At 58.0% G+C, this 24,304-nt stretch carries 21 protein-coding genes and 3 pseudogenes; 12 read left to right on the plus strand and 12 right to left on the minus strand.

The window, feature by feature from the left end; genetic code table 11:
• Nucleotides 1–4: 4 nt before the first annotated feature.
• Nucleotides 5–274, minus strand: coding sequence for a hypothetical protein (locus IM317_RS03975; RefSeq protein WP_033145359.1), 270 nt, complete (start codon nt 272–274; stop codon nt 5–7).
• Between the two features lie 83 nt (nt 275–357).
• Nucleotides 358–1,245: a LysR family transcriptional regulator gene (locus tag IM317_RS03980; protein ID WP_033145360.1), complete on the minus strand. Its 888-nt coding sequence runs from the start codon at nt 1,243–1,245 to the stop codon at nt 358–360.
• Nucleotides 1,246–1,342: 97 nt separating this feature from the next.
• On the opposite strand from IM317_RS03980, the gene IM317_RS03985 reads away from it, so the two are divergent.
• From IM317_RS03985 to IM317_RS04010, 6 genes and pseudogenes are all read left to right on the plus strand, one after another.
• The gene (locus IM317_RS03985; protein ID WP_033145361.1) at nt 1,343–2,398 is read left to right on the plus strand and encodes an SDR family oxidoreductase; all 1,056 of its coding nucleotides are present in this window, start codon (nt 1,343–1,345) and stop codon (nt 2,396–2,398) included.
• A gap of 91 nt (nt 2,399–2,489) precedes the next feature.
• A pseudogene (locus IM317_RS03990) lies at nt 2,490–2,666 on the plus strand (LysR family transcriptional regulator); the annotation flags it as partial.
• 209 nt (nt 2,667–2,875) lie between these two features.
• On the plus strand, nt 2,876–4,564 hold the full coding sequence (locus tag IM317_RS03995; RefSeq protein WP_033145362.1) for a DUF2235 domain-containing protein: 1,689 nt from the start codon (nt 2,876–2,878) through the stop codon (nt 4,562–4,564).
• A gap of 10 nt (nt 4,565–4,574) precedes the next feature.
• Nucleotides 4,575–5,276, plus strand: coding sequence for a DUF2931 family protein (locus IM317_RS04000; protein ID WP_033145363.1), 702 nt, complete (start codon nt 4,575–4,577; stop codon nt 5,274–5,276).
• Between the two features lie 127 nt (nt 5,277–5,403).
• The gene (locus tag IM317_RS04005; protein ID WP_033146528.1) at nt 5,404–6,090 is read left to right on the plus strand and encodes a DUF2931 family protein; all 687 of its coding nucleotides are present in this window, start codon (nt 5,404–5,406) and stop codon (nt 6,088–6,090) included.
• Nucleotides 6,091–6,215: 125 nt separating this feature from the next.
• Nucleotides 6,216–6,644 (plus strand): annotated as a pseudogene (locus IM317_RS04010) (LysR substrate-binding domain-containing protein); the annotation flags it as partial.
• Here the strand turns inward: IM317_RS04010 and IM317_RS04015 are convergent.
• Nucleotides 6,616–8,070, minus strand: coding sequence for a PLP-dependent aminotransferase family protein (locus tag IM317_RS04015; protein ID WP_033145364.1), 1,455 nt, complete (start codon nt 8,068–8,070; stop codon nt 6,616–6,618). The pseudogene IM317_RS04010 and the gene IM317_RS04015 overlap by 29 nt on opposite strands.
• A gap of 96 nt (nt 8,071–8,166) precedes the next feature.
• On the opposite strand from IM317_RS04015, the gene IM317_RS04020 reads away from it, so the two are divergent.
• Nucleotides 8,167–8,934: an arylamine N-acetyltransferase gene (locus IM317_RS04020; protein WP_033145365.1), complete on the plus strand. Its 768-nt coding sequence runs from the start codon at nt 8,167–8,169 to the stop codon at nt 8,932–8,934.
• Nucleotides 8,935–8,956: 22 nt separating this feature from the next.
• On the opposite strand, the gene IM317_RS04025 is transcribed toward IM317_RS04020, so the two are convergent.
• The 4 genes from IM317_RS04025 to IM317_RS04040 all read right to left on the minus strand — a co-directional run bounded on the left by IM317_RS04025 (nt 8,957) and on the right by IM317_RS04040 (nt 15,146).
• Nucleotides 8,957–12,034, minus strand: coding sequence for an efflux RND transporter permease subunit (locus IM317_RS04025; protein WP_033145366.1), 3,078 nt, complete (start codon nt 12,032–12,034; stop codon nt 8,957–8,959).
• A complete protein-coding gene (locus IM317_RS04030; RefSeq protein WP_033145367.1) occupies nt 12,031–13,179 on the minus strand; it encodes an efflux RND transporter periplasmic adaptor subunit in 1,149 nt (382 codons plus the stop codon). The genes IM317_RS04025 and IM317_RS04030 overlap by 4 nt, the downstream gene beginning before the upstream one ends.
• A gap of 78 nt (nt 13,180–13,257) precedes the next feature.
• Entirely contained in the window at nt 13,258–14,454 is a 1,197-nt protein-coding gene (locus tag IM317_RS04035) for a cell wall metabolism sensor histidine kinase WalK (RefSeq protein ID WP_033145368.1), read from the minus strand.
• Nucleotides 14,451–15,146: a response regulator gene (locus tag IM317_RS04040; protein ID WP_029739347.1), complete on the minus strand. Its 696-nt coding sequence runs from the start codon at nt 15,144–15,146 to the stop codon at nt 14,451–14,453. Before IM317_RS04040 ends, IM317_RS04035 begins: the two co-directional genes overlap by 4 nt.
• A 124-nt stretch (nt 15,147–15,270) precedes the next feature.
• Between IM317_RS04040 and IM317_RS04045 the strand changes: the two genes are divergently transcribed.
• Entirely contained in the window at nt 15,271–16,056 is a 786-nt protein-coding gene (locus IM317_RS04045; RefSeq protein ID WP_033145369.1) for a MipA/OmpV family protein, read from the plus strand.
• Nucleotides 16,057–16,084: 28 nt separating this feature from the next.
• On the opposite strand, the gene yajD is transcribed toward IM317_RS04045, so the two are convergent.
• Together yajD and IM317_RS04055 are read right to left on the minus strand one after the other, a co-directional pair.
• Entirely contained in the window at nt 16,085–16,432 is a 348-nt protein-coding gene (gene yajD / locus IM317_RS04050; protein WP_003857471.1) for an HNH nuclease YajD, read from the minus strand.
• A 77-nt stretch (nt 16,433–16,509) separates the two neighbouring features.
• Nucleotides 16,510–17,403 (minus strand): PhzF family phenazine biosynthesis protein, encoded by an 894-nt coding sequence (locus IM317_RS04055; RefSeq protein ID WP_033145370.1) that lies wholly within the window; start codon nt 17,401–17,403, stop codon nt 16,510–16,512.
• A 195-nt stretch (nt 17,404–17,598) separates the two neighbouring features.
• Between IM317_RS04055 and IM317_RS04060 the strand changes: the two genes are divergently transcribed.
• Complete coding sequence (locus tag IM317_RS04060) at nt 17,599–18,624, plus strand: LLM class flavin-dependent oxidoreductase (RefSeq protein ID WP_033145371.1); 1,026 nt, start codon at nt 17,599–17,601, stop codon at nt 18,622–18,624.
• Nucleotides 18,625–18,722: 98 nt separating this feature from the next.
• Here the strand turns inward: IM317_RS04060 and IM317_RS04065 are convergent, their stop codons facing one another.
• A complete protein-coding gene (locus IM317_RS04065; RefSeq protein WP_033145372.1) occupies nt 18,723–19,757 on the minus strand; it encodes an AI-2E family transporter in 1,035 nt (344 codons plus the stop codon).
• A gap of 422 nt (nt 19,758–20,179) precedes the next feature.
• Here IM317_RS04065 and mdtJ point away from each other — a divergent pair, with 422 nt between their 5' ends.
• The 3 genes from mdtJ (at nt 20,180) to IM317_RS04080 (ending at nt 23,104) form a co-directional block, all read left to right on the plus strand.
• The gene (gene mdtJ / locus IM317_RS04070; RefSeq protein ID WP_029739354.1) at nt 20,180–20,542 is read left to right on the plus strand and encodes a multidrug/spermidine efflux SMR transporter subunit MdtJ; all 363 of its coding nucleotides are present in this window, start codon (nt 20,180–20,182) and stop codon (nt 20,540–20,542) included.
• Entirely contained in the window at nt 20,529–20,858 is a 330-nt protein-coding gene (mdtI, locus tag IM317_RS04075; protein WP_024909144.1) for a multidrug/spermidine efflux SMR transporter subunit MdtI, read from the plus strand. Before mdtJ ends, mdtI begins: the two co-directional genes overlap by 14 nt.
• A gap of 83 nt (nt 20,859–20,941) precedes the next feature.
• Complete coding sequence (locus IM317_RS04080; RefSeq protein WP_033145373.1) at nt 20,942–23,104, plus strand: bifunctional diguanylate cyclase/phosphodiesterase; 2,163 nt, start codon at nt 20,942–20,944, stop codon at nt 23,102–23,104.
• A 1-nt stretch (nt 23,105) separates the two neighbouring features.
• Here IM317_RS04080 and IM317_RS04085 read toward each other — a convergent pair whose 3' ends face one another.
• Complete coding sequence (locus tag IM317_RS04085; protein ID WP_033145374.1) at nt 23,106–23,927, minus strand: serine protease; 822 nt, start codon at nt 23,925–23,927, stop codon at nt 23,106–23,108.
• 280 nt (nt 23,928–24,207) lie between these two features.
• Nucleotides 24,208–24,304, minus strand: a pseudogene (locus tag IM317_RS23885) (acid-shock protein); the annotation flags it as partial.

Raw genomic sequence — 24,304 nt, forward strand, 5'->3', positions numbered from 1 at the left:
TGCGTTATTTCTTTTGCGTCAACCAGGTTGCCGCAGCCGTCAGCACGCCAATCCACGGCATTTGGCCCGCTCCGGCCAGGAAGTTATGGCGATCGATCTCGTTATTTTTACGGATATCGGCAAGGCGGGTAAGCGCCTCTTTTTCATCCGCGGCGCCAATCTCCTCAAACTGTTTTTCAAACCCCTGAGCGATGAGCTGAGCGGCCGCATCGGTGTTTGCGCTCTCGATCGCAATGAGGTTCGGGCCTTTTTGGAAAAAACGGTAATCCGGCATAAGTGCTCCAGAAAGAGGAGGATACGGTAAAAACACTCTATTCCTGGCGGTTAAAAAATGCACGTGATTTACGGCGGAAATAATCAATTTTTCTTTATTATTTCAGGCAGTAACTGCTCGATTACGCTGACGACCTTTCTGACGCGCTGCGGAATAAAGCGGGCGTCAGGGTAGACGGCATAGAGGAAGCGATCGGGTAACCGCCAGTCGGGCAGCACCGGTACCAGCGTGCCCGCCTGCAGCGCCCTGGCCACGAGCGGTCGCTGCATGCCGCCGATACCCATGCCGGATTCCAGCGCCTGCAGCAGCGCGTCGCTGGTGTTGGCTCGGAAAACGGTATTCACGTTGATCTCGACCGTTTCCTCGTCGGACATCAGGCGCAGGGGGGCATCCAGCGGAATACCGCTGAACCGTACGTGTGGCAGCGTCGCCAGCTCGCTGACGGCGTGTACCACCTGAAAACCGGGAGCGGCAAACAGCGCGGCTTCAATACGCGCCAGCACGCGAGCCGCGTGCGCCTGCGGAGGCTCACTGCTCAGCCGTATCGCGACATCCACGCCCTCCGTCACCAGATCGGCAAGGCGGTCATCCAGGGAAATCATCAGCTGCAGTTCGGGATGCAGGCGCTGTAGCGCCAGCAGATGCGGCAAAAAAATCTGCCCCAGGCCGCTCGGCAACTGGACATGGACGCGTCCCTGAACGCGATGGTCGGCAGGATGTAAACGCCTCTCCGCTTCCCCCATGGCGTCCAGCACAAGCTGCATATCACGCCGGTAACGTTCACCCTGTTCGGTCAGCTTCATCGTACGCGTCGTACGGTGCAGCAGCACCACGCCAAGCTCATCCTCAAGCGCCGCGATCTGTTGACTGACGGCGGACTGCTTAATGCCGGTCTGACGGGCGGCCGCTGAAAACGAGCCCGCTTCAGCGACGCGTAGAAAGGTAGAAATGGCGGTGAGCTTATTATTCATTTAATGATTCTGCTTATAAGTGCCATCGGTTTCAGGGGATATCTCCAGAAAAAATAATAGATCACACTGTGTCTGTCACCCTTTGCGGAGAAACACCATGAATAAGATGCAGCAACACAACGTCGCCCTGGTCGCGGGTGCCAGCGGCATTGTCGGCAGACAGCTGGTCAACACGCTCCTGCACCATCAGTGGGAAGTGATCGGCCTCAGTCGCCGCGAGGTAACCCATCCGGACGGCATTCCCATGGTGAACGTTGATTTACTGGATGCGCAGGACACCGCAAGGGCGCTGCACGCCCTGAACGGTATTACCCACATCTTTTACAGCGCCTGGGCGAACGCGGCGAACTGGACGGACATGGTTGAGCCGAACGTCACCATGCTGCGCAATCTGGTCAGCACCCTCGAAAAAACGGCACCTTTGCAGACGGTCAGCCTGATGCAGGGGTACAAAGTCTATGGTGCGCATCTGGGGCCGTTTAAAACCCCGGCGCGGGAAAGCGATCCCGGCGTGCCGGGTGCCGAATTTAACGCCGCGCAGCTCGCGTGGCTCAGCCAGTTTCAGCGGGGGAAACGCTGGCACTGGAATGCTATCAGGCCGGGCGTGGTGGGGAGCCCGGTACCGGGTAATGCCATGAACCTTGCGCTGAGCATCGCCCTGTACGCCTCCCTGTGCAAGGCGCAGGGTTTACCGCTGCGTTTTCCCGGTTCGGAACAGGCCTGGCACAGCATCGTCGACCATACCGACGCCGGGCTGCTGGCCGGGGCCACGGTGTGGGCCGCCGCGTCACCTGCGGCACAGAATCAGGCGTTCAACGTGAACAATGGCGATATCTGGCGCTGGAGCGAGCTGTGGCCGCGCATCGCACGCTGGTTTGAACTGGACTCTGCGCCGCCGGTGAGTCTGTCATTTCATCAGCTGTTTAACGACTATCGCGGCGTATGGCGCGAGCTTGCCGAAGAACGGCTGGTGGAAGCGGATATTTTGCAGCTGAGTGACGGGCATTTTGCCGATTTTGTCTTTGGCTGGAATTACGACATGTTTGGTGACGGGAGCAAACTGCGCAGGGCGGGCTTTACGCAAATGCAGGCGACCGATGAGATGTTTTTCAGCCTGTTCGCGCAGCTGAGAGCCGCGCGGATTATTCCCTGATGAACCTGGGCGTCCTGGGGCAGGCCAGGACGCCGGGTGCTTACACAACCGTTAACGCATTCACAACTTCGGCCACGCTTTTCACGCTGCGGATGTTCCTATCTCTTTTGCGGCATTGCGGGTGATGCCCGGCATGCCTGATTTTTATCGTCAGCATCCTGAAATCGATATCATTCCGAGCAGCTCTGACCACCGCCGGGATATGTTCTGGTGCTGCCTTGACTGTGTGCTGTGGGTGGGCGAACTGGGCGACGGCGACTATATGGCCTAGTGGGAGCGAAGCTGCAAAATGCGACATCTGGCTTTTTTTGAACTGGAACTGAGTAAATAACGGCTCTTTACCGGGTATGCAGGAACAGGCGGATACAATCCCCTCGATACATTTGAGCATGTGCATCATCTACTGAAGATAGAGCGGTGATTTTGGTTAAGGTATGATGGGATATTAATTAACCCTCAAAACTAAAAGGATTTTCCATGAGCACAAACGAAAAGGCCGCACCAGAAGATATCGGCTATTACCGGTATGAAGTTATCGGGGACTGCACTCTGCGAACCAGCGCTGTCGGGACTGTAAAAACCGTTCAGTGCCGGCGGGTGCCAGTCAGGGGGATCGCGCTGACCGTAGGTGTGTTCTTTGACGGCACTGGGAATAACCGGGCGAATTCAGACGATCTGCGGCTGGCATATGCCCACTGCGCTAATCTGGTTGGCGAGGATCGTGCAAGGGCGTGCGAGAAGTATGAAAAGCATGCCAGAGCAGGGTTAGGGAACGCCAGCTGGCAAGGTGGCCCCACTAATATTTCGCGGCTTTTCGATCTTTACCAGCAGCACAATGAACTTAAAAACGGCGAAGTAGAGGCGCAGGTCAAAGCCTACGTATGTGGTATCGGCACGGCGGACGGGGAAAGCGACTCGACGATGGGTAAAGCGCTGGGCAGCAGCCTTATCCGGCAGTTTGAGGGGGTGGTGACAAAGACCGATGAGGCGCTGGATAAAATTATCACGGCGCTCAGGGAATTCATTGATGTTAACAGCACAGAGGTAGCAATAGCGAAGGTGCAGTTTGACGTGTTCGGTTTCAGCCGCGGGGCAGCGGCAGCGCGGCACTTCGCCAACCGGGTGATGAACCAGGACGCGGAGATAGCGGTGGCGATAGACAAAGGATTAGACCTGACAGGGCACCATGGAAAAGCGGCGGGAGAGGTACGCTTTCTGGGACTGTTTGACACAGTGGCGGCCATCGGGAGTCTGCTGAACTTCTACGGCATCAACGGGCGCAGCAACCCCGGCGTCAATCTCGAACTGCGTCCCTCGGTGGCGCAGAAGGTGTTTCAGATAAGCGCAATGCACGAGTGTAGATATAACTTCAGCCTGAACAGCATAGCGGGGATGTGGCCGGAGCTGGCGCTGCCCGGTGCGCACTCGGATATCGGCGGAGGCTACAACGCGGGAGAGGATGAAATAACCCTGCTGACGATGCCGGACTTTGAAGTGATACCGGAAAGCTCGGATGAAATGCAGACGGCAGTATACCGTAAGGCGGAGAAGATGCGTCAGACGCTATATTCGCTGCCGGCGCTGAAGTACCTGATGCCGCATGGTGAGGTGGAGACGAAAATGATTTCGTGGCCACTGGTTAACCGGGATAAGGCACGGGCGTTTATTTTTGAGAAGAAATCCGGCGCGGCGGTATTTATGACTCGCCGGGCGGTGCCGAACGACTGGGAAAAGGTGAGTATGCGCGTGATGCTCGATGCGGCACAGGACGCCGGGGTTATCTTTGCACCGATACTCAGCAGTAACAAGGAGCTGGCACTGCCGTCAGAACTAATTCCCTTGTGTGAGAAAGCGATAGCGCAGGGGCGCGCAGTCCGCCAGGGCGTAGAGCCTGAGGGCTTCACGGCAGCGGATATGCAGACCATCGGGCGTTACCTGCACTGTTCGGCGAACTGGAACATCGACTCTGACCTGAGCCTGTGGGTGAGTCCGTCCTCGGGAGAGGTTTTTCTGAGAAACCACTATGCGCCGACGGATGAACGCTCCTTCGTGTGGCCGATGGCTCCGGGCAAAGGGTGGGTGCGGACGGTATGGCGGATGGACGATCAGCAGCAATGGGAAGACAGGGCGCGGGCGAATGCGGACGCGCTGGACGTATTTTTCTGAGGAGGCAGGGATGAAGCGATTACCTCTTATGGTAGCTGTACTGGGCGTCATACTGCTTTCAGGCTGCCATGACCGTCGGGCAGGTGTGAAAACGCTGTTAGGGGACGGCGTGGAGCAGTATGGACAGAAGTTGCCTTACGATCACTGGCACTTTAATTTTTTCTATCCAGCCAACCTGCCGGCACTGGTGACCATGGTGTATCTGGAGGACGGGAATATCCGTGAAACTATCTACCGGCGACTTGATCCGACCGAACCCAGCCAGGGCAGCGTGGGAACATGGAGCCAGCGTGTAGGCGGTTTTCCAGCCAATTTTAATATCGGCAAGGCGCTGCCGGTCAGGATGACGGTGTGCTGGGACTCGGTTATCGACAAAAAGGCGTACGAAACGGAGATCTGGTTCAGTCGGGAGACATGGCAACAGATGCGCACAGCCTATCCTGATACCTATCGTCCCGGTAATACGTATTACCGAAACAAAATGATAATAGGTCTGGCCCCGGAAGGAAAAGTCAGAGTATGGCTGAAGGATAACCGTAATCCTGTTGTGCTCCAGCATCCCGCCAGACAGTTCACGCTGACAGGGGATGATATGCTGATATGCAAAAACGTTCCCAACCGGATTGATTTCAGTTACATCGAGGCTAATGGTTACGATCCCTTCATCCGCAATTTTATCGAGGGGAAGCGCTATCCGTATGGTAATTGGTAGGGAGGCGCCGTCCGGTGGCCAGCGGCTTCATTAAACGCCTATGGATGAACGCTCCTTCGTGTGGCCGATGGCAAAGGGCAAAGGGGGAATGCGGACGCGCTGGACGGACTTTTCTGAGGAGGCAGGGATGAAACGATTACCGCTGGTAGCGGTCATGATGGGTGTCATATCACTCGCCGGTTGCCACGATCGCCGGGAGGGTGTGAAGTCTTTGTCAGGGGATGGTGTAGAACAGTGGGGGCAGAAACTGCCTTACGATCACTGGCAGTTTAATTTTTTCTATCCCGTCAACCTGCCGGCACTGGTGACCATGGTGTATCTGGAGGACGGGGATATCCGGGAAAGTATTTTCCGGCGACTGGACCCCACGGAACCGAGCCAGAGCAGCGTGGGGACATGGAGCCAGCGCGTGGGTGGTTTTTCAGCCAATTTTAATATCGGCAAGGCGTTACCTGTCAGGATGACGGTGTGCTGGGACTCGGTTATCGACAAAAAGGCGTACGAAACGGAGATCTGGTTCAGTCGGGAGACATGGCAGCAGATGCTCACAGCCTATCCAGATACCTATAAGCCGGGAAAGACGTATTACCGGGATAATATGATTATCGGACTGGCACCGGGTGGAACGGTGCGGGTCTGGCTGGAGAATAACGGCGATCCTGTTGTGCTTCAGCATCCTGCGCGGCAACTCACTCTGACAGGGGAGGATATGCTGATATGCAAAGGGGTAACGAAACATCCTAACGGGTATATTTATTACGGAAAGACACCCGATTTCATCAAAGGGAAAATCTATCCGTATGGCAACTGGTAGGGCATAACGGTCAGTAAAATCAAAAGGATCCTCTTGAGATCCTTTTGAGCATCAATCTGATTGTTTTGATGGGTTAAACTTCAATATTTTTAACATGTCACATTTTGCAGCTTCGCTCCCACCAGGACTATATCGCGCGTAAAATCGGGAACATCAAAATCACGACCTGCGCCAGCCCGGCCTGGCTGGCAAAGCACGGTACGCCAGAAACGCCGGATGATTTACGCAAACATCAGGCCATCAACTGGATTAATAACCGCAGCAGACAAATTCATCCGTGGACGTTTACCACGCCAGAAGGCATCGCGGAAATTACCCTGCCCGGTAAGCTTGTCGTGGATAACTCCGAAGCCTACATCGCGGCAGGTCTGGCCGGACTGGGGTTAATGCAGGGGATGAATCTCTTTCTCCAGCCTTACATTGACCGCGGTCTTCTGGTTGAAGTCCTGCCGGACTATCGCTCGCCGGACCGCAAGCTGTCACTGCTCTATCCACACCGCCACCTCTCCCGCAAGGTGCGGGTCTTTACCGAGTGGCTGGAGACTCTGGTGTGAAAGCGGCCAGCTCGTGACACAGCGCGCCAATCTGTTCTACGGCGTTCAGCAGGCGGGGCGTGGGTTCGTTTGCGCAGTTCAGCCGCAGAAAGTGCGTTAACTCTGCGGCAGGTGAAAACAGGGGGCCAGGGCTGACGCCAATGCCCAGCGCCAGCGCGCGACGGTGCACCTCCAGCGCGTTGACCCGCTGAGGCAGTTCAACCCACAGCAGGAAACCGGCAGCGGGCACGTTAACGCTCGTTCCGGGGGGAAAGCTCGCCTTGACCTGCGCCACGACGGCGTGAACGCCCTCTGCGATCCGGCGCTTCAGCCGCCGCAGATGGCGATCGTAGTCGCCGCTCGCCAGAACCTCGCTCGTCGCCGCTTCCAGCAGCGGGGCGCCAGCCCATTCTCCGGCCATGCGGGCCTGTAAGACCTGCGGGGAGTAGCGTCCGGCGGCGATCCAGCCGATTCGCCATCCCGGCGCAAGCGTTTTGGACAGGGAACTGCAGTAAATCACATTCCCGCTCTGGTCGAACGCCTTGCAGGCCGGAGGGCGTTGCCCCTCGCCGACCAGGTCACCGTAAACATCGTCCTCAATCAAAGGAATTTCAGCCTCTTCAAGCAGGGCAACCAGTTCCTGCTTGCGCGCGACGGGCATGCTGGCACCCAAAGGGTTTTGCACGGTGGGCGAGGCCAGAACGGCCGCAGGGCGGTGGCAGCGAATGGCGTCCGCCAGCGGTTCCAGCAGCAGGCCTTCCACAGGGTCGGTGGGGATCGCTAAAGCCTTCAGGCCTAAATCTTCCAGCAGCAGGAGCGTGCCAAAGTAGGCGGGCTGCTCAATCGCCACGACGTCACCCGGCTGGCACACGGCCCGAAGGGCCAGGCGCAGCGCCTGCGTCGCGCCTGCGGTAATAATGAGATCGTCCGCGCCGAACCGGGCTCCCCACTGTGCAGAGCGCGCGGCAATCTTGCTTCGCAAATCCCGCCTTCCCGGAGGCAGGCTGTAGCTCTGTCCATGCGCGTCCAGACGACGGCCCGCAGAGTGCAACGCCCGCTGCAGGGCATCTCCCGGCAGCCACGCGGGATCGGGCAGGGCGGCGCCCAGCGGGATCAGCCGGGCTTCTGCACTGCTGAACAGCGACCGGGCCACGGCGGACAGGGTGACGGGGACCGGGCCCGGCGTGGAGCGCGCGGGCTCCGCGCGCGGAGGCTGGCTGGTCTGACGGATGTAATAGCCTGACCGCGGGCGCGCAACGATCAGCCCTTCAGCCTCAAGGCAGCGAAGGGCCTCCAGCGCCGTCGGAAGGCTAACGCGCTCGCGTTCGGCCAGTTTGCGCGCGGAGATCATCCTGTCGCCGGCGCGCAGCGCGCCGGACGTAATGGTAAGACGCAGCATATCCGCAATACGGCGATAGTGAGGAGAGGACTGGGACGGGGCAGACATGGGTAACTGTTCAGGCTAATTTTCGATAAAACTGACTATACAGCCATTGATGCGCGCCATCTATAGTGTCCGGCATGTTCAGGACAAGGAGGCATTATGCACAGTGATAACTTCAACATTTCCACCTATTTCAACCGCATAAACTACACCGGACCGGCGGGTGCCAATACGGCCACCCTGCATGCGCTGATGCGTCATCAGCTCTTTTCCGTTCCCTTTGAAAATCTGGACGTGCAGGCGGGCAAAGTTGTCTCGCTGGCGCCAGACGATATCGCCGATAAGGTGTTAACGCAGGGGCGCGGCGGCTACTGCTATGAGGTAAACGGGCTTTTTGCCATGGCGCTGGCGGCGTTAGGGATCCCTTACCGCTTCGTGGCGGCGCGCCCGATGTTCTACCCCGCGCGGCGGCCGAAAACCCACATGGCGATCGTCGCTGAGGTAGATAGCCGACAGTGGCTTTGCGACCTCGGGTTCGGCAGCTACGGCATTCGTGCGCCGATGGCGCTGGACACGCTTGATGTGGATATCACGCAGGATTTCGACACGTTTCGGCTAAGCCGCAGCGCGGAGGGTGAGTATCTGCTTGAGGCGAAGGTTGAGGGAGAGTGGGCCCGGCAGTACGGCTTTGATCTCACCCCTCAGGAATGGATTGACTTCGTTCCGGCCAACTACCTTAACTCCACGCACCCGGATGCCATCTTTGTGCAGAAGCGGGTGGTGGTGCAACACAGCCCGGAGGGACGCCAGATTTTGCTGGGCGATATGCTGAAAACCATCACGGCGAACGGCACTGAAACGCGGAAACTGGCGGAGGATGAAATCCGCCATGTCCTGAAAGACCGTTTTGCGCTGACCGCCGCGTAATCTGCCGGGAAACGGTGGAGCCTCAGCGCAGTCCGTCTTCTGTGGCGTTGCGCTGAGCTCCCCACTGTAACAGCAGGCTAAACGACGCGGGTAATACGGTCAGCGTCACCAGCGTCGCGACCAGCAGCCCGCCGATAATCGCATAGGCCATTGGCCCCCAGAAGACCTGATGAGAGATCGGGATCATGCCCAGAATGGCGGCGCAGGCGGTCAGGCAGATGGGCCTGGCCCGGTGCTCCGCGGCCGCCATAATCGCGGCATCGTTTGCCATCCCCTGAGCAAGATTGCTGTCAACTTCGCTAATCAGTATCACCGCGTTGCGCACGATCATTCCCGCCAGAGCGATGACGCCCAGCAGCGCGACAAACCCCATCGGCGTGCCGCCGGGCAGCATAGCCAGCACGATCCCCGGCAGGCCAAACGGGGCCATCAGGAGGGCCAGCAGCATCCGGGAATAACGCCGCAGCTGAAGCATCAGCAGCAACAGCATGATGACCAGCGTTACCGGAAGAACGGTAAAGACGGAGCTGTTCCCCTTGTCCGATTCGGCAACCGCGCCGCCTTCTTCAATGCTGTAACCTGCGGGCAGGCTCGCGCGCAGCTTGTCGACCGCCGGACGCAGCGCCGCGGATACCGCTTCAGCCTTCAGCCCCGGGGCAAGATCCGTTTGCACCGTGATGAAGGGCACGCGCTGCCGACGCCAGACGACCGGATCGTCCACGCCCCAGACCGGCGTCGCGACGGCGCTGAGCGGAATTTTTTTACCGTCATTCCCCTGAATCGTGAGCGAGGAGAGGGTGGCGGTGCTGTGACGCGCATCGTCCGTGGCCCGCAGCACCACGTCGACAAGGCGGTCATTATCCCTGATGGAGGTGACAACGCTGCCGGACCAGACGGTGTTCAGCGTGCGGGCGAGGCTTTCTGACGATATTCCCGCCGCTCTGGCCGCCGTCTGATTCACCTTAAGGGTAATGACCCTCTCCGGCTCTCCGGCCGTCTGGTTAACGTCGCGTGAGTACGGAGACCGGCCAATCGCGTCCGTGAGACGGTTCGCCAACGCCCGGACCTGCAGATAATCTGGCCCGCTCACCCGGTATTTGATGGGCCAGCCGACGGGCGGCCCCAGCTCAAGGGGCGACACGCGCGTGATGATGTCGCTAAACTGCGTCGCCAGGATCCTGTTGAGCTGAGCATGCAGACGATCCCGCGCCTCAAGATCTTTAGCCACCACGACCATCTGGGCGATATTTTCATTTTCCAGCAGCACGTCCATCGGCAGGTAAAAACGGATGGCTCCCGACCCGACGTACGTCGAATAGCGATCGATGTTGCCGTTGCCTGCCAGCGCCTTTTCCAGCTTTTCCACCTCTCTTAACGTTTCCGGCTGCGACGCGTTGGCCGGAAGCGTCAGGCTGACCAGCAGCTCAGGCCGGTCCGAGGCGGGGAAAAACTCGCCCTGCATAAACGTCGTGCCGTACGCTGACAGCCCCAGCGCGGCAAGCGCAATCAGCACGGTAGCGAGCCGGTGGCGCAGTGCCAGGCGTAAAAGCCGTCCGTACCCGCGCGCGATCCTGCCGGGGCCTGCCGCGTGATGTCTGACTTTTTCCGGCAGCAGCCACGTGCCCGTCAGCGGCGAAAACAGGATCGCGACAGCCCAGGAGCAGAGCAGGGCAATGAGCACCACCGCAAACAGGGAAAAACAGTATTCACCGGCGCTGGAGGCCGCAAAACCAACGGGAATAAAGCCGGCAATCATCACCAGAGTACCGGTGAGCATCGGGAAGGCCGTCGTTTTGAACGCATGGGTGGCCGCGTGCCGACGGGAATCCCCCGCTTCCAGCCGGGAGACCATCGTTTCGACGGCGATCATGGCGTCATCCACCAGCAGGCCCAGGGCAATGATCAGCGCCCCGAGCGAGATACGCTGAAGGCCGATGCCGGCGAGCATCATGCCGGCAAACGTCATGGCGAGCACCAGCGGAATGGCCGTCGCCACCACCAGTCCGGCCCGTAACCCCAGCGAGACAAATGAAACCGCCAGCACGATAACAACGGCTTCGATAAGCACCCGGATAAACCCGCTTACCGCGTCACTGACCACCGCTGACTGATCGGCAACTTTCACCATCTCGATACCGTGCGGCAGCCCGGCGCTGAGGGCCGCCATTCTGGCATTCAGCGCAGCGCCGAAACGCAGCATGTTGCCCGTTGGCGCCATCGACACCGCCAGCCCGATAGCCGGTTTGCCGTTCACCCGGTAGGCCGGAGCCGGTGGCTCGGCGATTTCCCGGGTGACGGTGGTAATGTCGGTCAGCGGAATATAGCGATTGTTCACGTGCAGCGTGACGGCGCGTAAGCTCTCCTCGGTCGTGAGCGCCCCGCTGACCTTGATCGCCATGTTCTCTTTTTCGGTACGCATCGTTCCTGCCGGGACAACCGCATTTTGCGCCCGGAGGGCGTCGGCAACCGCCTGAATATCGAGCCCCATCCCGGCCAGGCGCGCCGGAGAAAAGGCGAGAACCCACTGCTCCTGCTGTTCGCCCAGCAGGGTGGTTTTGCCTATATCCGGCAGGGACATCAGCTCTCGACTAATTGTTTCTGCGCGATCCCGCACCTCCCGCAGGGTAAAACCTTCGGGAATAAAGGCGTAAATTGTGCCGAACGTGTCGTCAAACTCGTCGTCCACGGCAGGACCCTGCACCCCTTCGGGCAGGGACGGCGCGATGTCCTGCATTTTTTTGCGAACCTGATACCAGATATCCGGCACGCGTTGCGGGGGCGTATCGTCACGGAGGTTGACGTGGATAACGGTGCGTCCGGCCCGGGTTTCACTTTCGAGATAGTCCAGCCAGGGCGTTTCCTGCAGCTTTTTTTCAAGCGTATCGGTCAGCAGGCGGGTGGTATCCGCCACGGAGGCTCCCGGCCACTGCGCGGAGACGACGGCCGTTTTAATGGTAAAAGCCGGATCTTCGTTACGCGGCAGCTTCTCATAGCAGAACACGCCCATCGCAATCACCAGCAGCATGAAAAAGCTGACCATCTGCTGGTTCTTCAGCGCCCAGGCTGAGAGGTTAAATTTGGCTTCCGGTTCTGTGTTCATGGCTGAACCTCTCCGGCCATCACCGGCTCGCCGGATCGTAATGTGCTCACGCCCGCCGTAATCACCCTGTCGCCCGGCTCAAGGCCGGAGGCAATCATGACGGAGGTGGCCGTATAGCTCGCGGGCACCACCGCGCGCAGCTGCGCCCGCGACTGCGGGGTAATCACAAAAACGGCCGGTTTGTCGCCGATGCGGGTCAGCGCCGAGGCGGGAAGGGTGTAGCCGCGCGGGGCAGACGATGGCAACGTGACGGTTACGCTGGCGCCCAGCGCCATGGCCGCCGGCGGGTTTTGCAGGGTGGCCCTGACGCGCCAGGTGCGGGTTTGAGGATCGGCCTGCGGCGTGATATCCCGCAGCGCGGCAGACGCCTGCACCGACGGATCGCTGAGGAGGGAAACCCGCAACTCCGCCTTATCCAGAGGCGGGATCGCATCCGGAGTGGCAATATCAAACGCCACGTCGCGGGCTTCACCCGTTGCCAGCGTCAGCACGGACTGACCGTCGCTGACAACCTGCCCCGCAGAAGCGTTCACGGCGGTGATGACGCCCGCCTGCGGCGCGATCAGGCGCGTCCAGCCGAGGCTTTCGCGGGCATTTCGCCACGCGGCCTCGCTGCTTTTTAAGCGCGCGCGGGCGACAAGCCAGTCCGCACGGGCGCTGTCGAGCTGCGTGCGGGCTATCGCGCCCGTTGGCATGAGCTTTTGCATTCGACTGACGTTAAGCGCGGCGACCTGCGCCGAGGCTTTAGCACCTTCATAGTCGGCCGCCGCGCCGTCGAGCTGGTTTTGCCCGGTCGTGTTGTCAAGCGTGGCCAGCAGCTGTCCGGCAGTGACCCGATCGCCAATATCAACGCTGCGCGTCAGTATCCGGCCCCCGGTCCGAAAGCTCAGGGTCGTTTCATCGCGGGCACGGATCTCACCGGTTCTTTCCAGCGCGGGAAGGGTTTGGGCGGTGCCAACGACGACGTAGCGTACCGCTCGCGCAGGGTCGGGCTTATTTTCGTGTTTATCACCGCAGCCGGTCAGCGGAAAAATCGCCAGCGCAAGCAGGGCCAGGGGAAGAAAATGCAGCCAGGAAAGGGTGCGCGCCACGCCGTACAAATGATGCAGGCAGTGGCGGAGGGAGAGAAAAAATTCGTCTGACATAACGCCGCTCCATAAAGGGAATGGCGTTATTAAATGCGCGCTACGTCGAGAAAGATTCGATGTTCTGTCAAGGCTTTATCAAGAGTGAAGATTTTCATTACCGGACGGATGCCAGGGCAATAAAATGCGCACGGCGAGGCCGCCGGTTTCCGGTAATGACGCGCTAATCTCACCCCCATGCGCCTCGCAAATCGCCCGGGCGATGGATAAACCGAGGCCGCTGCCGCCGGAATGCCGCGCGCGGGACTGCTCCTCGCGGCTGAAGCGTTTAAACATTTCCGGTAAGAACTGGGGCGACACGCCCGGCCCGTCATCGGTAAATTCGAGGATGTAATGCCCGCTGGCGTAGTGCAGCGCCACCTCAAGGTGGCCGCCATCGCGCCCGTAACGAAGCGCATTTTCCATGAGGATCGTAACGACCTGTCCAAGACGGAACGCATCGCCTCTGAAGGGGCTGGTGCGCGGGTTGCGAAGCGTTATCCGAAAATGATGCGCGTCAGCCTCGGGCATGATCCAGGCAGCCCGCTCCTGAATCAGCTCATCGAGGCAAAATAGCTTGTCCTCCAGCACGAGGTTACCCGCGTCGGCGAGCGAGAGAAGGTGAAGCTCATCGGTGAGGCGGTTGAGGTGCTGGAGCTGTTTCATCACCATGCCGAGCTGCGCTGGGCTGGCATCAAACACGCCGTCTAACATGCCCTGCAGACGCCCGATGGCGGCCGTCAGGGGCGAGCGCAGCTCGTGCGCCATCGCGACGTGCGAGGCGCGGAGCTCTTTTTCATAGCGGGCAAGCTGTCCCGTCATGGAGTTAAAGTCGGTCGCAAAGCTGACCATTTCAGCCGGCGCATCCTCGATCAGTTCCGCCTGGCGGCCAAACTGCCCGTCGGCGACATCCTTTGCCGCATCGCGAAGGCGGCTGAACTGCAGCGCCAGCGGCCGGGCGTGTTTGAGCCCCATCACCACGATAAACGGGATCATCACCAGCACCAGCAGGGCCACCGTGGCCCAGTCGGCTGAGGCGATAGACGGCGTGGAATAGCTCAGGCCCCACCAGGTGTCCACAATCGAGTGGAAGCGGGCCGGATTGGCCTGCGGGTTCTGGCTGAGCGTCAGAAACTCCTGGCGGACCGCCGCTGGCATTTTGCCCATTATCCAGTAGTTCTGTACCGCATAGCGCAGCCACATGCAGGTGGCAATGACGATCACGCTGCCGATAGCCAGCGCCAGGATGCGCGCGCAAATCCAGCGCCACAGAGAGGAGTGCTGATTTTTAATCATGGCTGTCTGAACCTGTAACCCACGCCGCGAACGTTGATCAGCACGCCGGAGATCCCCGCCGCTTCGAGTTTTTTACGCAGGTTATAAATATGGGTGTCCACCACGCGCTCCAGCGCCTCGCTTTCCGGCAGACAGTGCTCCAGTAAATACTGGCGGGAGAACGGGTGCGCCGGAGAACGCAGCAGCGTTGCCAGAAGCGAGAATTCCGTTGGCGTAAGATCGAGCATCACGGGCGCGTCGCCGCCGTTATCCACGCTCGCCACAATGGCGGCAACGTCCACCTCGAGCGTTTGCCAACGAAGGATCGCTTCATCCGTCTCTTTTTTACTGCTGCGCCGCAGCACCGCCTGCACCCGAGCCACCACTTCGCCCGGATGATAAGGCTTCACAACGTAATCATCCGCACCGTACCGCAGGGCACCAATGCGGTCCGGGGTATCCCCCATGGCCGTGACCATGATCACCGGCACATCGCTTTTACGACGCAGGCCAGCCAGCACCTCGGTGCCGTTAAGCCCCGGCAGCATCACGTCCAGCAGGATGAGGTCGGGCTTCCACCGCTGCGCCATATCCAGCCCGGAATGACCGTCTCCGGTAATGGTCACGTCGTAATTTTCCCGCCGTAAATAGGCTTCGAGCACGCCGGCCGCATCGGCGTCATCTTCAATAATCAGCACTCTTCTGGACAACATCCGTTCACCTTGACCATTTCTTAACACTATCCCGACGATTCATTGATTCAGCCAAATCATACTGCGCCAACATTGTGTGGCCGCCCCCGTATCAGGAGGCGCCAGCGTCCGTATGGAGAGCAGTATGATAGCGATAAAAAAAGTCCTGTATATGTCCGTCCCGCTTCTGATGGCCGTGAGTTCCGGCGCGCAGGCGGATGATGGCTCCGCGTCCGATTCCTTAACCGTCGGGCTGGGGGGACAGTATGCCCCACGTTACTCAGGCTCAGACAAGCAGGTGTGGCAGGTGGTTCCGGTGCTGCAGGGTCGTAAAGGCGCTTTCTTTATTGATGCGCAAAAAGGGGTGGGATATGACCTGCAAAACGACAGCGGCTGGTATTTCGAACACACGCTGGGCTACGACTTCGGAAGGGCTGATAAAAATTCTGGCTGGCGTGAGGGCGCAAACAATCTGAAAGGGATGGGGGACATTGATGCCACCCTGAATACCGGCCTTGCCGTCGGCTGGCAGGCCACGCCATGGCTGAGTATGGAAGGCAAAGCGACGCTGCCGTTAACGGACAGCCAGGGGGGAAGCTATCAGGCTTCCGTTACGCTGATCCCGGTACAAAATAATCAGGACACGGTCGCCTTTCAGTCTGCGGCCCTGTTCGGCGACGGCCGTTATCTGAATACCTGGTATGGGGTCAGCGAGCAGCAGAGCCGCCGCACCGGCTATCGCCGCTATGCTGCGCCGGGTGGATTCTATGGCGTCGACACCAGCCTGACCTGGAGCCATCAGTTCGATGCCCACTGGGGAACGGTTCTGAGCGCGGACTATACCTGGCTGGGCGATCGTGCGAATAACAGCCCGATCGTGATGCGGCGCAATGAGGGAGCTGCAACCGCCGCTATCACCTGGACATTTTAAATTCGAGAAGCACGAGGGGACGAGAGGATTATTTCTTCTTATCCATCATCGCTTTTAAATCGGCAAACGGGTTAAACGTGGCGACGCCCACGTCTTTTTGCGCGTCTTCCCCGGCGACCACGGTGGTGCCGTACTGATCCGCTTCGGTGTATTTCGAATGTTCGTGATCGTGGCAAAACAGGCACAACAGCTCCCAGTTGCTGCCATCTTCCGGGTTGTTGGTATGGTCGTGATCGATATGATGAACCGTGAGTTCACGCAGATTGGAATAGACAAACTCGCGCGAGCAGCGTCCGCAGACCCAGGGATAGATTTTTAATGCTTTTTCGCGATAGCCGCTTTCCAGCCGCGCGTAGTTTTTGGGGATCAAAGCCATTGCCGGTTTTACCTGTGATAAAAATAGTGTGCCAATATAGCCCATCGGGTGCCGTAAAGGTAAACGCCATTGCTCCGTTAGAGTGAAAATGCGCCTTCAAGCGTAATCACACATTTTCCCCCTACGCGAACCACCGCCTTTCCTGACGAGGCATCGTATCCCGCGAACAGCACGCTTGCTCGCCCCATATCAACGCCCTGACTGACGTTAAGGTTAAGCGTCGTTTTATTGCGGTGCAACGCCAGCAGCGCCGTTGTAGCGGCGGTCGCGCTACCTGTTGCAGGATCTTCTGTCATGCGGGGAGTAAACATGCGGGCCTGCACATCGTGAGGTTCATCGGGATCCGTATCCAGGGTATAGGCATAGAGGGAAACCGCGCCATCCAGCGGTAACGTTGCGCGAAAACCCTGTAAATTCGGCACGCACCGACGAAGCGCCTCGCGAGAAGTCAGCTCGGCTATCAGGAAGGGCAGACCTACCGACGCGACAACAGGCATATGTACCGCGGTACGGATATCTTTTGCGTTCAGGGATAAGCAGGCAGCCACGCTTTCCGGGCTTACTTCAGAGCGGCAGGAGAGTGCCTCAGGCACCAGGAGTTCTGCGCCAGTCACGGTATCGTTGTCACGCAGCAGGCGTACTGGCACCAGACCGGCTATTTCCTCGAAGTGCAGCGTTTCAGTCAGGGGCTGATGATTCATCGCGGCGTGATAGGCCAGCACGTACGCAGTTCCAACATTTGGGTGCCCGGCGAAGGGGATCTCGCGCGAGGGCGTAAAAATTCGCACGCGTGCCGTACTGGAGGGATTGTCTGGCGGCAGAACGAACGTGGTTTCGCTGTAGCCAAATTCAACGGCGACCTGCTGCATTTGTGCTTTGCTCATACCCTCCGCATCGAGTACGACGGCGACAGGGTTACCCTGAAACGGGGTGTCAGTAAAAACATCCGCAACAACATAGCGTCTCTTCATTTTCTGTCCGGTGTAAAAATCCTGACATAGAGTAGTAACGTTAAATCAAACCGATAACCAGCCGTTTTTTACCTGACGGACCTGAAAAAAATTCAATCAATTTATTTGAATTATTCCGTTAAATAAACGGCATTTATTCTTACCGGGTAATGCGTAAAGTGTATAGGACGCAAAGCATTCTCAGGACACATGGTTATGAAAAAGATCGGGTTTTTATCCTTTGGTCACTGGACGCCTTCGCCGCAGTCCGGCACGCGCTCGGCGGCAGACACGCTGCTGCAGTCCATTGATTTAGCCGTGGCGGCTGAAGAGCTGGGGGCAGACGGCGCCTATTTCCGCGTGCACCATTTCGCCCGACAGCTGAGCTCGCCGTTTCCTCTGCTGGCGGCCATTGGCGCAAAAACGAAAACCATCGAAATCGGTACCGGCGTAATTGATATGCGCTATGAAAATCCGATGTACATGGCCGAAGACGCGTGCGCGGCGGATCTGATTTCCGGCGGTCGTTTGCAGCTTGGCATCAGCCGCGGCTCGCCGGAGCAGGTCATTGATGGCTGGCGTCATTTCGGCTATGTCCCGCAGGAAGGGGAAAACGAATCGGACATGGCGCGCCGTCATACCGAGGTGCTGCTTGAGGTGCTGCGCGGTGAAGGGTTTGCCAAACCCAATCCGCAGCCTATGTTCCCGAATCCGCCGGGGTTGCTGCGCCTGGAGCCGTATTCTGAAGGGCTGCGCGAGCGTATCTGGTGGGGCGCCGGTTCGAATGCGACGGCCGTATGGGCCGCAAAGCTGGGAATGAACCTGCAAAGTTCAACCCTGAAGGACGATGAAACCGGCGAGCCGTTCCATATTCAGCAGGCAAAACAGATCCGCGCGTACCGTCAGGCCTGGAAAGAGGCAGGGCATACGCGCCAGCCGCGGGTGTCGGTCAGCCGCAGCATTTTTGCGCTAATGGACGACCGCGACCGGATGTATTTCGGTGCCAGCCGCAACGACAGCGATAGCGTGGGCTACCTTGATGAGAAAACGCGCGCGATCTTCGGGCGCAGCTATGCGGCGGAGCCGGACAAGCTGATTGAACAGCTGAAAAAGGACGACGCGATTGCCGAAGCCGATACGTTATTACTGACCGTGCCGAACCAGCTCGGTGTGGATTACAATGCGCACGTAATTGAATCCATTCTCAAACACGTCGCACCGGCAATGGGCTGGCGCGAGTAGTTGGCACGCAAGGATAGCGCGTGGCGTGATTCTCAATCTGTAACTATCCGGGCGCTTATCGCGAAGACAGGAGGGGCAATACGTCCCTCCTGTCAGCGCTATTTATGGCTCATATCGCTCAGCAGCACGGCGATAGTTTGCCCGCCCGCCGTCTGTTCCAGACCAATCTTGACGATAATGGTCAGCGGGACTGAGAGCAGCATCCCAACGGGCCCGAGAAGCCAGCCCCAGAAAATCAGGGACAAAAAGACCACCAGCGTGGAGAGTCCCAGCCCCCGACCCATCATGCGTGGCTCAAGAATATTACCGAACACCAGGTTGATGACCAGATAGCCGGCCAGCAGGATCAGCGCGTCATAAAGCCCGCTGAAAACCAGCACCTGGAGGATAGGGGGGATCGCCGCCAGCACGGAGCCGATGTTGGGAATGTAGTTAAGCGCAAACGCCAGTAACCCCCAGACAAACGCAAAGCGAACGTCCAGCGCCAGAAGCATCCCCCAGACAACACCGCCCGTGACCAGGCTAATCGCCGTTTTCAGCACAAGATAGCGGGAGACGCTGTCCAGCGCGCGTTGAATCGCTCCCATTCCTTCAACCGGACGGACCATCATCTGCTGCAGCTTTGCCGGCAGCTGCGGCACCTCCAGCAGCATGAACACCACCGTTAAAAACAGCAGGAAAATGGAGGTCATGGCATTGGAAAGCTGCGCCAGCAGGCTGGTGACGATCGTCATGGCCGCATTGGGGTCGATATATTTCAGGAGTTCCTCAACCGAGACTTCGATGCCCGCGCGCTGCAGCCAGGGTTCCAGCTGCAGCAGCGGTATCGCCAGCGAAGAGCGGTACTTCGGCAGCGTTCGCGCCAGTTCATTGAGCGAGGTCCCCAGATACGCCACCAGCAAGACCATCGCCACAATGATGATGCTGATAAGCAGCGTAATCGCCAGCACGCGCGGGATGCGTAGCCGCGTCATGCGCTGCACCAGCGGGTTAAGGATCACCGCAACAAACAGGGCCAGAATAAAAGGCACAATAATGTCGGCGGCAAAACGAACGCCCGTCAGTATGATCACCAGCATGCCCAGCATGATGACAATTTTTAACCCGTTCAGGGTAATAATGGGTTTAGCCATGGTGACTCCGAATTTTTCTTTATATTTATAATAAAGGTGAAAGGCGTTGCAATAAACTAACCAAAATCAAACGGTATGGGTAAAGAATTGCAAAGACTTTGAGTAAAATCCTGGCTTATGGTACAAATCTGGTGTGTTTAACTACTGAGGACAATTTTCATCCGCAAAGACGAGAAGCAACAACGCGGATAATTGTAATTTTATGGACAATATGTTCAGGACGTACTCTTCAAACAATACCGCTGTATACTCCACCTCCTTCTGCCTGCTTTCTGGTGAGCAACACTGGCGCACCGCACTATAGTCACGTCTTCTGCCTGAGCTGGCGCTAAGCGCTTAGCTATCTGATTTCAATTCGTATTTTTTTGGTTTGCTGCACGCAGCGAGCCACGATGGATTATATTCTCAAGCAGGAGAAAAACATGTTTTACTGGATCCTATTAGCGCTGGCTATCATCGCTGAAATTACCGGCACGCTGTCTATGAAATGGGCAAGCGTCAGCGATGGCAATACCGGTTTTATTTTGATGCTGGTGATGATTTCGCTTTCTTATATTTTCCTCTCGTTTGCGGTGAAAAAAATTGCGCTGGGCGTCGCGTATGCACTGTGGGAAGGGATCGGTATTTTGTTGATTACGCTGTTCAGCGTGCTGATATTTGACGAAACATTAACAACAATGAAGGTCGCCGGATTAACGACGCTGGTCGCGGGTATTGTGCTGATTAAATCGGGTACCCGTAAGCCTGGCAAACAGCAGAAGGAGCAGAACCATGCAACAGTTTGAGTGGGTTCATGCGGCCTGGCTGGGGCTCGCCATCGTGCTGGAAATCCTGGCGAACGTTCTGCTGAAATTCTCGGATGGTTTTCGCCGTAAACTCTACGGCCTGATGTCGATTGCCGCGGTTCTGGGGGCGTTCAGCGCGCTGTCTCAGGCGGTAAAAGGGATCGATCTTTCGGTGGCCTATGCGCTGTGGGGCGGTTTTGGTATCGCCGCAACCCTGGCCGCAGGCTGGGTACTCTTCGGCCAGCGCTTAAACAACAAGGGCTGGATGGGGCTCATCTTGCTGCTTGCCGGCATGATCATGATAAAACTCGCCTGACAGACCTCTCGCCATGATTTACAGGCAGCGAAATTCGCTGCCTGTATTACGCTTAGAAAAGCAAAACATGAAGAGGATGGCTGATGTATCGCACATTAAGCTGGCGCAATATTCCCAATGCGAGAACGTTGTTTGCCCTGGTCTTCATGGCGGGCATCGGCTTAATCATCTCCATCGTCGCACTGCTCTATCTATCCCTGCATCTTATCAGCACCAAAACCAATGAAATTGATGAACACCGCACGGCGCTTTCCGTGCAGGGGTCTATTCAGACATCGGTTAACCGCGTCTCCTCTCTGGTGCTTGATAACGCCGTCTGGGACGATGCGGTGCGGGAGGCCTACCGTCCCACGCTCGATACCGACTGGCTGTACAACACCTGGGGTACTGGCTTTAAAATCAATAACCTCTATGACGGCACCTTCGTGCTGGATGAGCATTTCAACGTCCTCTGGGGATCGTTTCAAAGCCGGCCCTTTAACGAAAAAAACCTCGACTTCTTTGGTAAAGGCCTCAAAGCGCTTATCGACCAGCACGGGCGCGAGCTTGCGGGCGAAAAAAATATCTATGCGGGGATCAGCCAGACGCGCAACGGCGTGGCCTTTGTCGGCATTGGGCTGATTCGCCCGATGGTCGGCAGCTTACAGATCCACGACGGAACGCGCCGCTATCTGGTGATTACCCGCCATCTGAACGCCAGAATATTATCCGACCTGGGCGGCACCTTTCAGATCGATAACCTCCATTTTACCCCAGGCAAAATCAACGATCGCAGTATGCCGCTGCACAGTGCGGCAGGGGAGTTGGTCGGATATCTGAACTGGCAGGCGCGGCTCCCGGGCGCACAGGCCGCCCGGGCGGCATCGTCTGATATCAGGCAGATTGTGGTGCTGGTGTCGGGGCTGATTCTGCTCTTCATTCTGGTGAGCAGCGTGGGGCTGTACAAACTCGCGCGCGGCGAAAGCCAGGCGCGTCTGGTTGCAAGAACGGACTGGCTAAGCCATCTGCCGAACCGGCGCGCGCTTATCGAGACGCTTGATCGGGTGCGTTTACGCGGCGATACCGACGTCAAAAGCGTGGTGTTTATCGATCTGGACGGTTTTAAAGATGTGAATGACATCTACGGCCACAGCGTGGGGGACGACCTCATCGTGGCGATAGCGAAAACGCTGAATGAACGCGTGCCGCCGGGCGGGATGCTGGCGCGCATGGGCGGGGATGAGTTTGCAATGACCATCGGCGGTGATGATGCAGAGGCGCAGGCTACCGCCTTTGCCGTTTCCGTGCTGGATTTTCTCACCACCCCGGTTCAGCTGGGGGAACGCACCATCCATATCGGTGCCAGCATCGGCATTGCCAGCGGAACTCTGACGGAATGCAACAGTTCCGAACTGTTTCGCCGTGCCGATATTGCCATGTATCACGCCAAAATGAGCGGGAAAGGGCGTATTACCCACTACGACGCGGAGCTGAACAGCGTCCGGGAACGCAAGCTGGCGATTGAAAATCAGATCCGCAGCGGTCTGGAGCGCGATGAGTTTGAGGTCTGGTATCAGCCGATCGTTGACGCCCGCAGTCAGACAATGAGCAGCGTCGAAGCGCTGGTCCGCTGGCCACGTCGCCCGGAGGGGCCGCTGGGTCCGGATACCTTTATCGCCATTGCGGAGACCAGCGGTCTGATTTACAAGCTGGGTCAGTTTGTGTTGCAGCGGGCCTGTGAGGATCTGCAGCCGTACGGTGAATTAAAGCTCTCCGTGAATATCTCCCCCGCGCAATTTCGCGATCCTGCCTTCGAAGAAAAAGTGGCCAGCGTGCTGGAGAGCACCCGTTTCCCGGCCAACCGGCTGCAGCTTGAGGTTACGGAGTCGTATGTACTGGAAAATCCGGAGCGAGCCCGCATGGCGATAGCGAATCTTAAAGCGCTGGGTACGGCGGTGGCGCTGGATGACTTTGGCACCGGCTATTCCAGCATTGGCTATTTGCGGCGTTTTAACTTCGACACCATCAAGATCGATAAATCCCTGGCCGGGCTGGTGGATAACGATGAACAGGCGGCCGCGCTGGTGAGCGGTACGGTGCGGATCGCCAATGCGCTGGGCATGGCGGTGGTGGCAGAAGGGGTGGAAACCGAGAAGCAAATGAAACTGTTGCGGCTGGCTGGCTGCGATCAACTGCAGGGTTTTTGGTTCAGCCAGCCGATGCCAATTGAGTCAATCAAAGCGTTACGTAAGGTCAGACGCTGCTGATTTACTGCTGCGCCAGGGCTTCCAGCTGGTCGCGGAAACCGGTAACGGACAAGGCGCGGTTATCGGCGCGCCACCGGTCTTTTGCCGCCGGCGCAGAGCTCTGGACACCAATCAACTGCCAGCCATTGTCGGTTTTCAGCATCAGCGGTGAACCACTGTCACCCGGCAACGTATCGCACTGATGCGAAAGCACGCTGGTTTGCGCCCAGCCCGTCACAATACAGTCGCTGTGCGTATAAAGCGTATCCAGATGATCGACAGGATAGCCTGACTGCGTCACCTTTCGGTCGGCGGCTTTCAGCGCGGCGGTGAGGGCGGCCTTGTCGCCGTCAAATAACGGCAGCGGCGTAATGCCCGAAGGCGGGTAGCGTAAAACGATCAGGCCAAAGTCCCATGAGGCGGCCGCCGGTGGCACTATCCAGCCGTCGCCATCCGGCTTCAGGCGTTTGCCGAGAGACGGATCGACCCGGCCTTCAATGCCGTGGATTTCATAGCGCCAGGTCCCTTTTTGCGACACAAACCGCAAGGCAACCGCTTTATCCGGCTTGCCGTTTGGCGGCGTTAACAGGCAGTGGCCTGCCGTCAGGGCAAGCTGCGGGGTGATCAGCGTTGCGGTGCATAAGTTACCGCTGGCGGTTTCCAGTTGACCTATAGCATCCCAGGGGGCCTGGGTGGGATCGGCGACGCGCGTACGATCGTCATGACCGAAAAAAAGCGTCTTTAGCTCTTTCGCGCTAATGGTGTCATCACCGCCATCATCCGCATGTGAGAATCCAGAAAAAAGACCAAACGTTCCCAGTAACAACACAACAGATTTACGCATATCACACTCTGGTGGGGGTAATTATGATTATTAAAAGTGAACCCTATGAAAATACTATAGACGGGACAGCGCTAAAGTGGGAGTAAAATCAGCGTGCTACAATCAGGAAAGATAAAAATGGCTGGCGATGAGCGCGCATAAAATAAGCAGGATCAGAATCAGCTCAAACCGATAGCGTCGCAGCATACGCCCTCCGGAAATAAAAAAACGGCGCGGAACCTGTTCCGGTTCAGCGCCGGTTTACCAACGTGCCCCGAAGGGCACGGTTAAGCTTGTACTCTTACGCAGCTGGCTGTGCAGCTGGTTTAGCAGCTTCGTGTTTTACTGCTTTTTTGTGATGCTTTTTAGCAGCCTGAGCTTTCTGTTCTACAGCCGGT

This window comes from Enterobacter cloacae complex sp. S3, assembly GCF_014930495.1.
Classification (GTDB): Bacteria; Pseudomonadota; Gammaproteobacteria; order Enterobacterales; family Enterobacteriaceae; genus Enterobacter; species Enterobacter asburiae_B.

Excerpts from the sequence above, each read along its gene's own strand:
- IM317_RS04030 (WP_033145367.1), bottom strand. The coding sequence starts at position 13,179 with ATGTCAGACGAATTTTTTCTCTCCCTCCGCCACTGCCTGCATCATTTG.
- IM317_RS04015 (WP_033145364.1), bottom strand. The coding sequence starts at position 8,070 with ATGTCTGCCCCGTCCCAGTCCTCTCCTCACTATCGCCGTATTGCGGAT.
- mdtI (WP_024909144.1), top strand. The coding sequence starts at position 20,529 with ATGCAACAGTTTGAGTGGGTTCATGCGGCCTGGCTGGGGCTCGCCATC.
- IM317_RS04005 (WP_033146528.1), top strand. The coding sequence starts at position 5,404 with ATGAAACGATTACCGCTGGTAGCGGTCATGATGGGTGTCATATCACTC.
- IM317_RS03985 (WP_033145361.1), top strand. The coding sequence starts at position 1,343 with ATGAATAAGATGCAGCAACACAACGTCGCCCTGGTCGCGGGTGCCAGC.
- mdtJ (WP_029739354.1), top strand. The coding sequence starts at position 20,180 with ATGTTTTACTGGATCCTATTAGCGCTGGCTATCATCGCTGAAATTACC.
- IM317_RS04000 (WP_033145363.1), top strand. The coding sequence starts at position 4,575 with ATGAAGCGATTACCTCTTATGGTAGCTGTACTGGGCGTCATACTGCTT.
- yajD (WP_003857471.1), bottom strand. The coding sequence starts at position 16,432 with ATGGCTTTGATCCCCAAAAACTACGCGCGGCTGGAAAGCGGCTATCGC.
- IM317_RS04035 (WP_033145368.1), bottom strand. The coding sequence starts at position 14,454 with ATGATTAAAAATCAGCACTCCTCTCTGTGGCGCTGGATTTGCGCGCGC.
- IM317_RS04045 (WP_033145369.1), top strand. The coding sequence starts at position 15,271 with ATGATAGCGATAAAAAAAGTCCTGTATATGTCCGTCCCGCTTCTGATG.
- IM317_RS04025 (WP_033145366.1), bottom strand. The coding sequence starts at position 12,034 with ATGAACACAGAACCGGAAGCCAAATTTAACCTCTCAGCCTGGGCGCTG.
- IM317_RS04065 (WP_033145372.1), bottom strand. The coding sequence starts at position 19,757 with ATGGCTAAACCCATTATTACCCTGAACGGGTTAAAAATTGTCATCATG.
- IM317_RS04085 (WP_033145374.1), bottom strand. The coding sequence starts at position 23,927 with ATGCGTAAATCTGTTGTGTTGTTACTGGGAACGTTTGGTCTTTTTTCT.
- IM317_RS03995 (WP_033145362.1), top strand. The coding sequence starts at position 2,876 with ATGAGCACAAACGAAAAGGCCGCACCAGAAGATATCGGCTATTACCGG.
- IM317_RS04040 (WP_029739347.1), bottom strand. The coding sequence starts at position 15,146 with ATGTTGTCCAGAAGAGTGCTGATTATTGAAGATGACGCCGATGCGGCC.
- IM317_RS04055 (WP_033145370.1), bottom strand. The coding sequence starts at position 17,403 with ATGAAGAGACGCTATGTTGTTGCGGATGTTTTTACTGACACCCCGTTT.
- IM317_RS04060 (WP_033145371.1), top strand. The coding sequence starts at position 17,599 with ATGAAAAAGATCGGGTTTTTATCCTTTGGTCACTGGACGCCTTCGCCG.
- IM317_RS04080 (WP_033145373.1), top strand. The coding sequence starts at position 20,942 with ATGTATCGCACATTAAGCTGGCGCAATATTCCCAATGCGAGAACGTTG.
- IM317_RS03980 (WP_033145360.1), bottom strand. The coding sequence starts at position 1,245 with ATGAATAATAAGCTCACCGCCATTTCTACCTTTCTACGCGTCGCTGAA.
- IM317_RS04020 (WP_033145365.1), top strand. The coding sequence starts at position 8,167 with ATGCACAGTGATAACTTCAACATTTCCACCTATTTCAACCGCATAAAC.
- IM317_RS03975 (WP_033145359.1), bottom strand. The coding sequence starts at position 274 with ATGCCGGATTACCGTTTTTTCCAAAAAGGCCCGAACCTCATTGCGATC.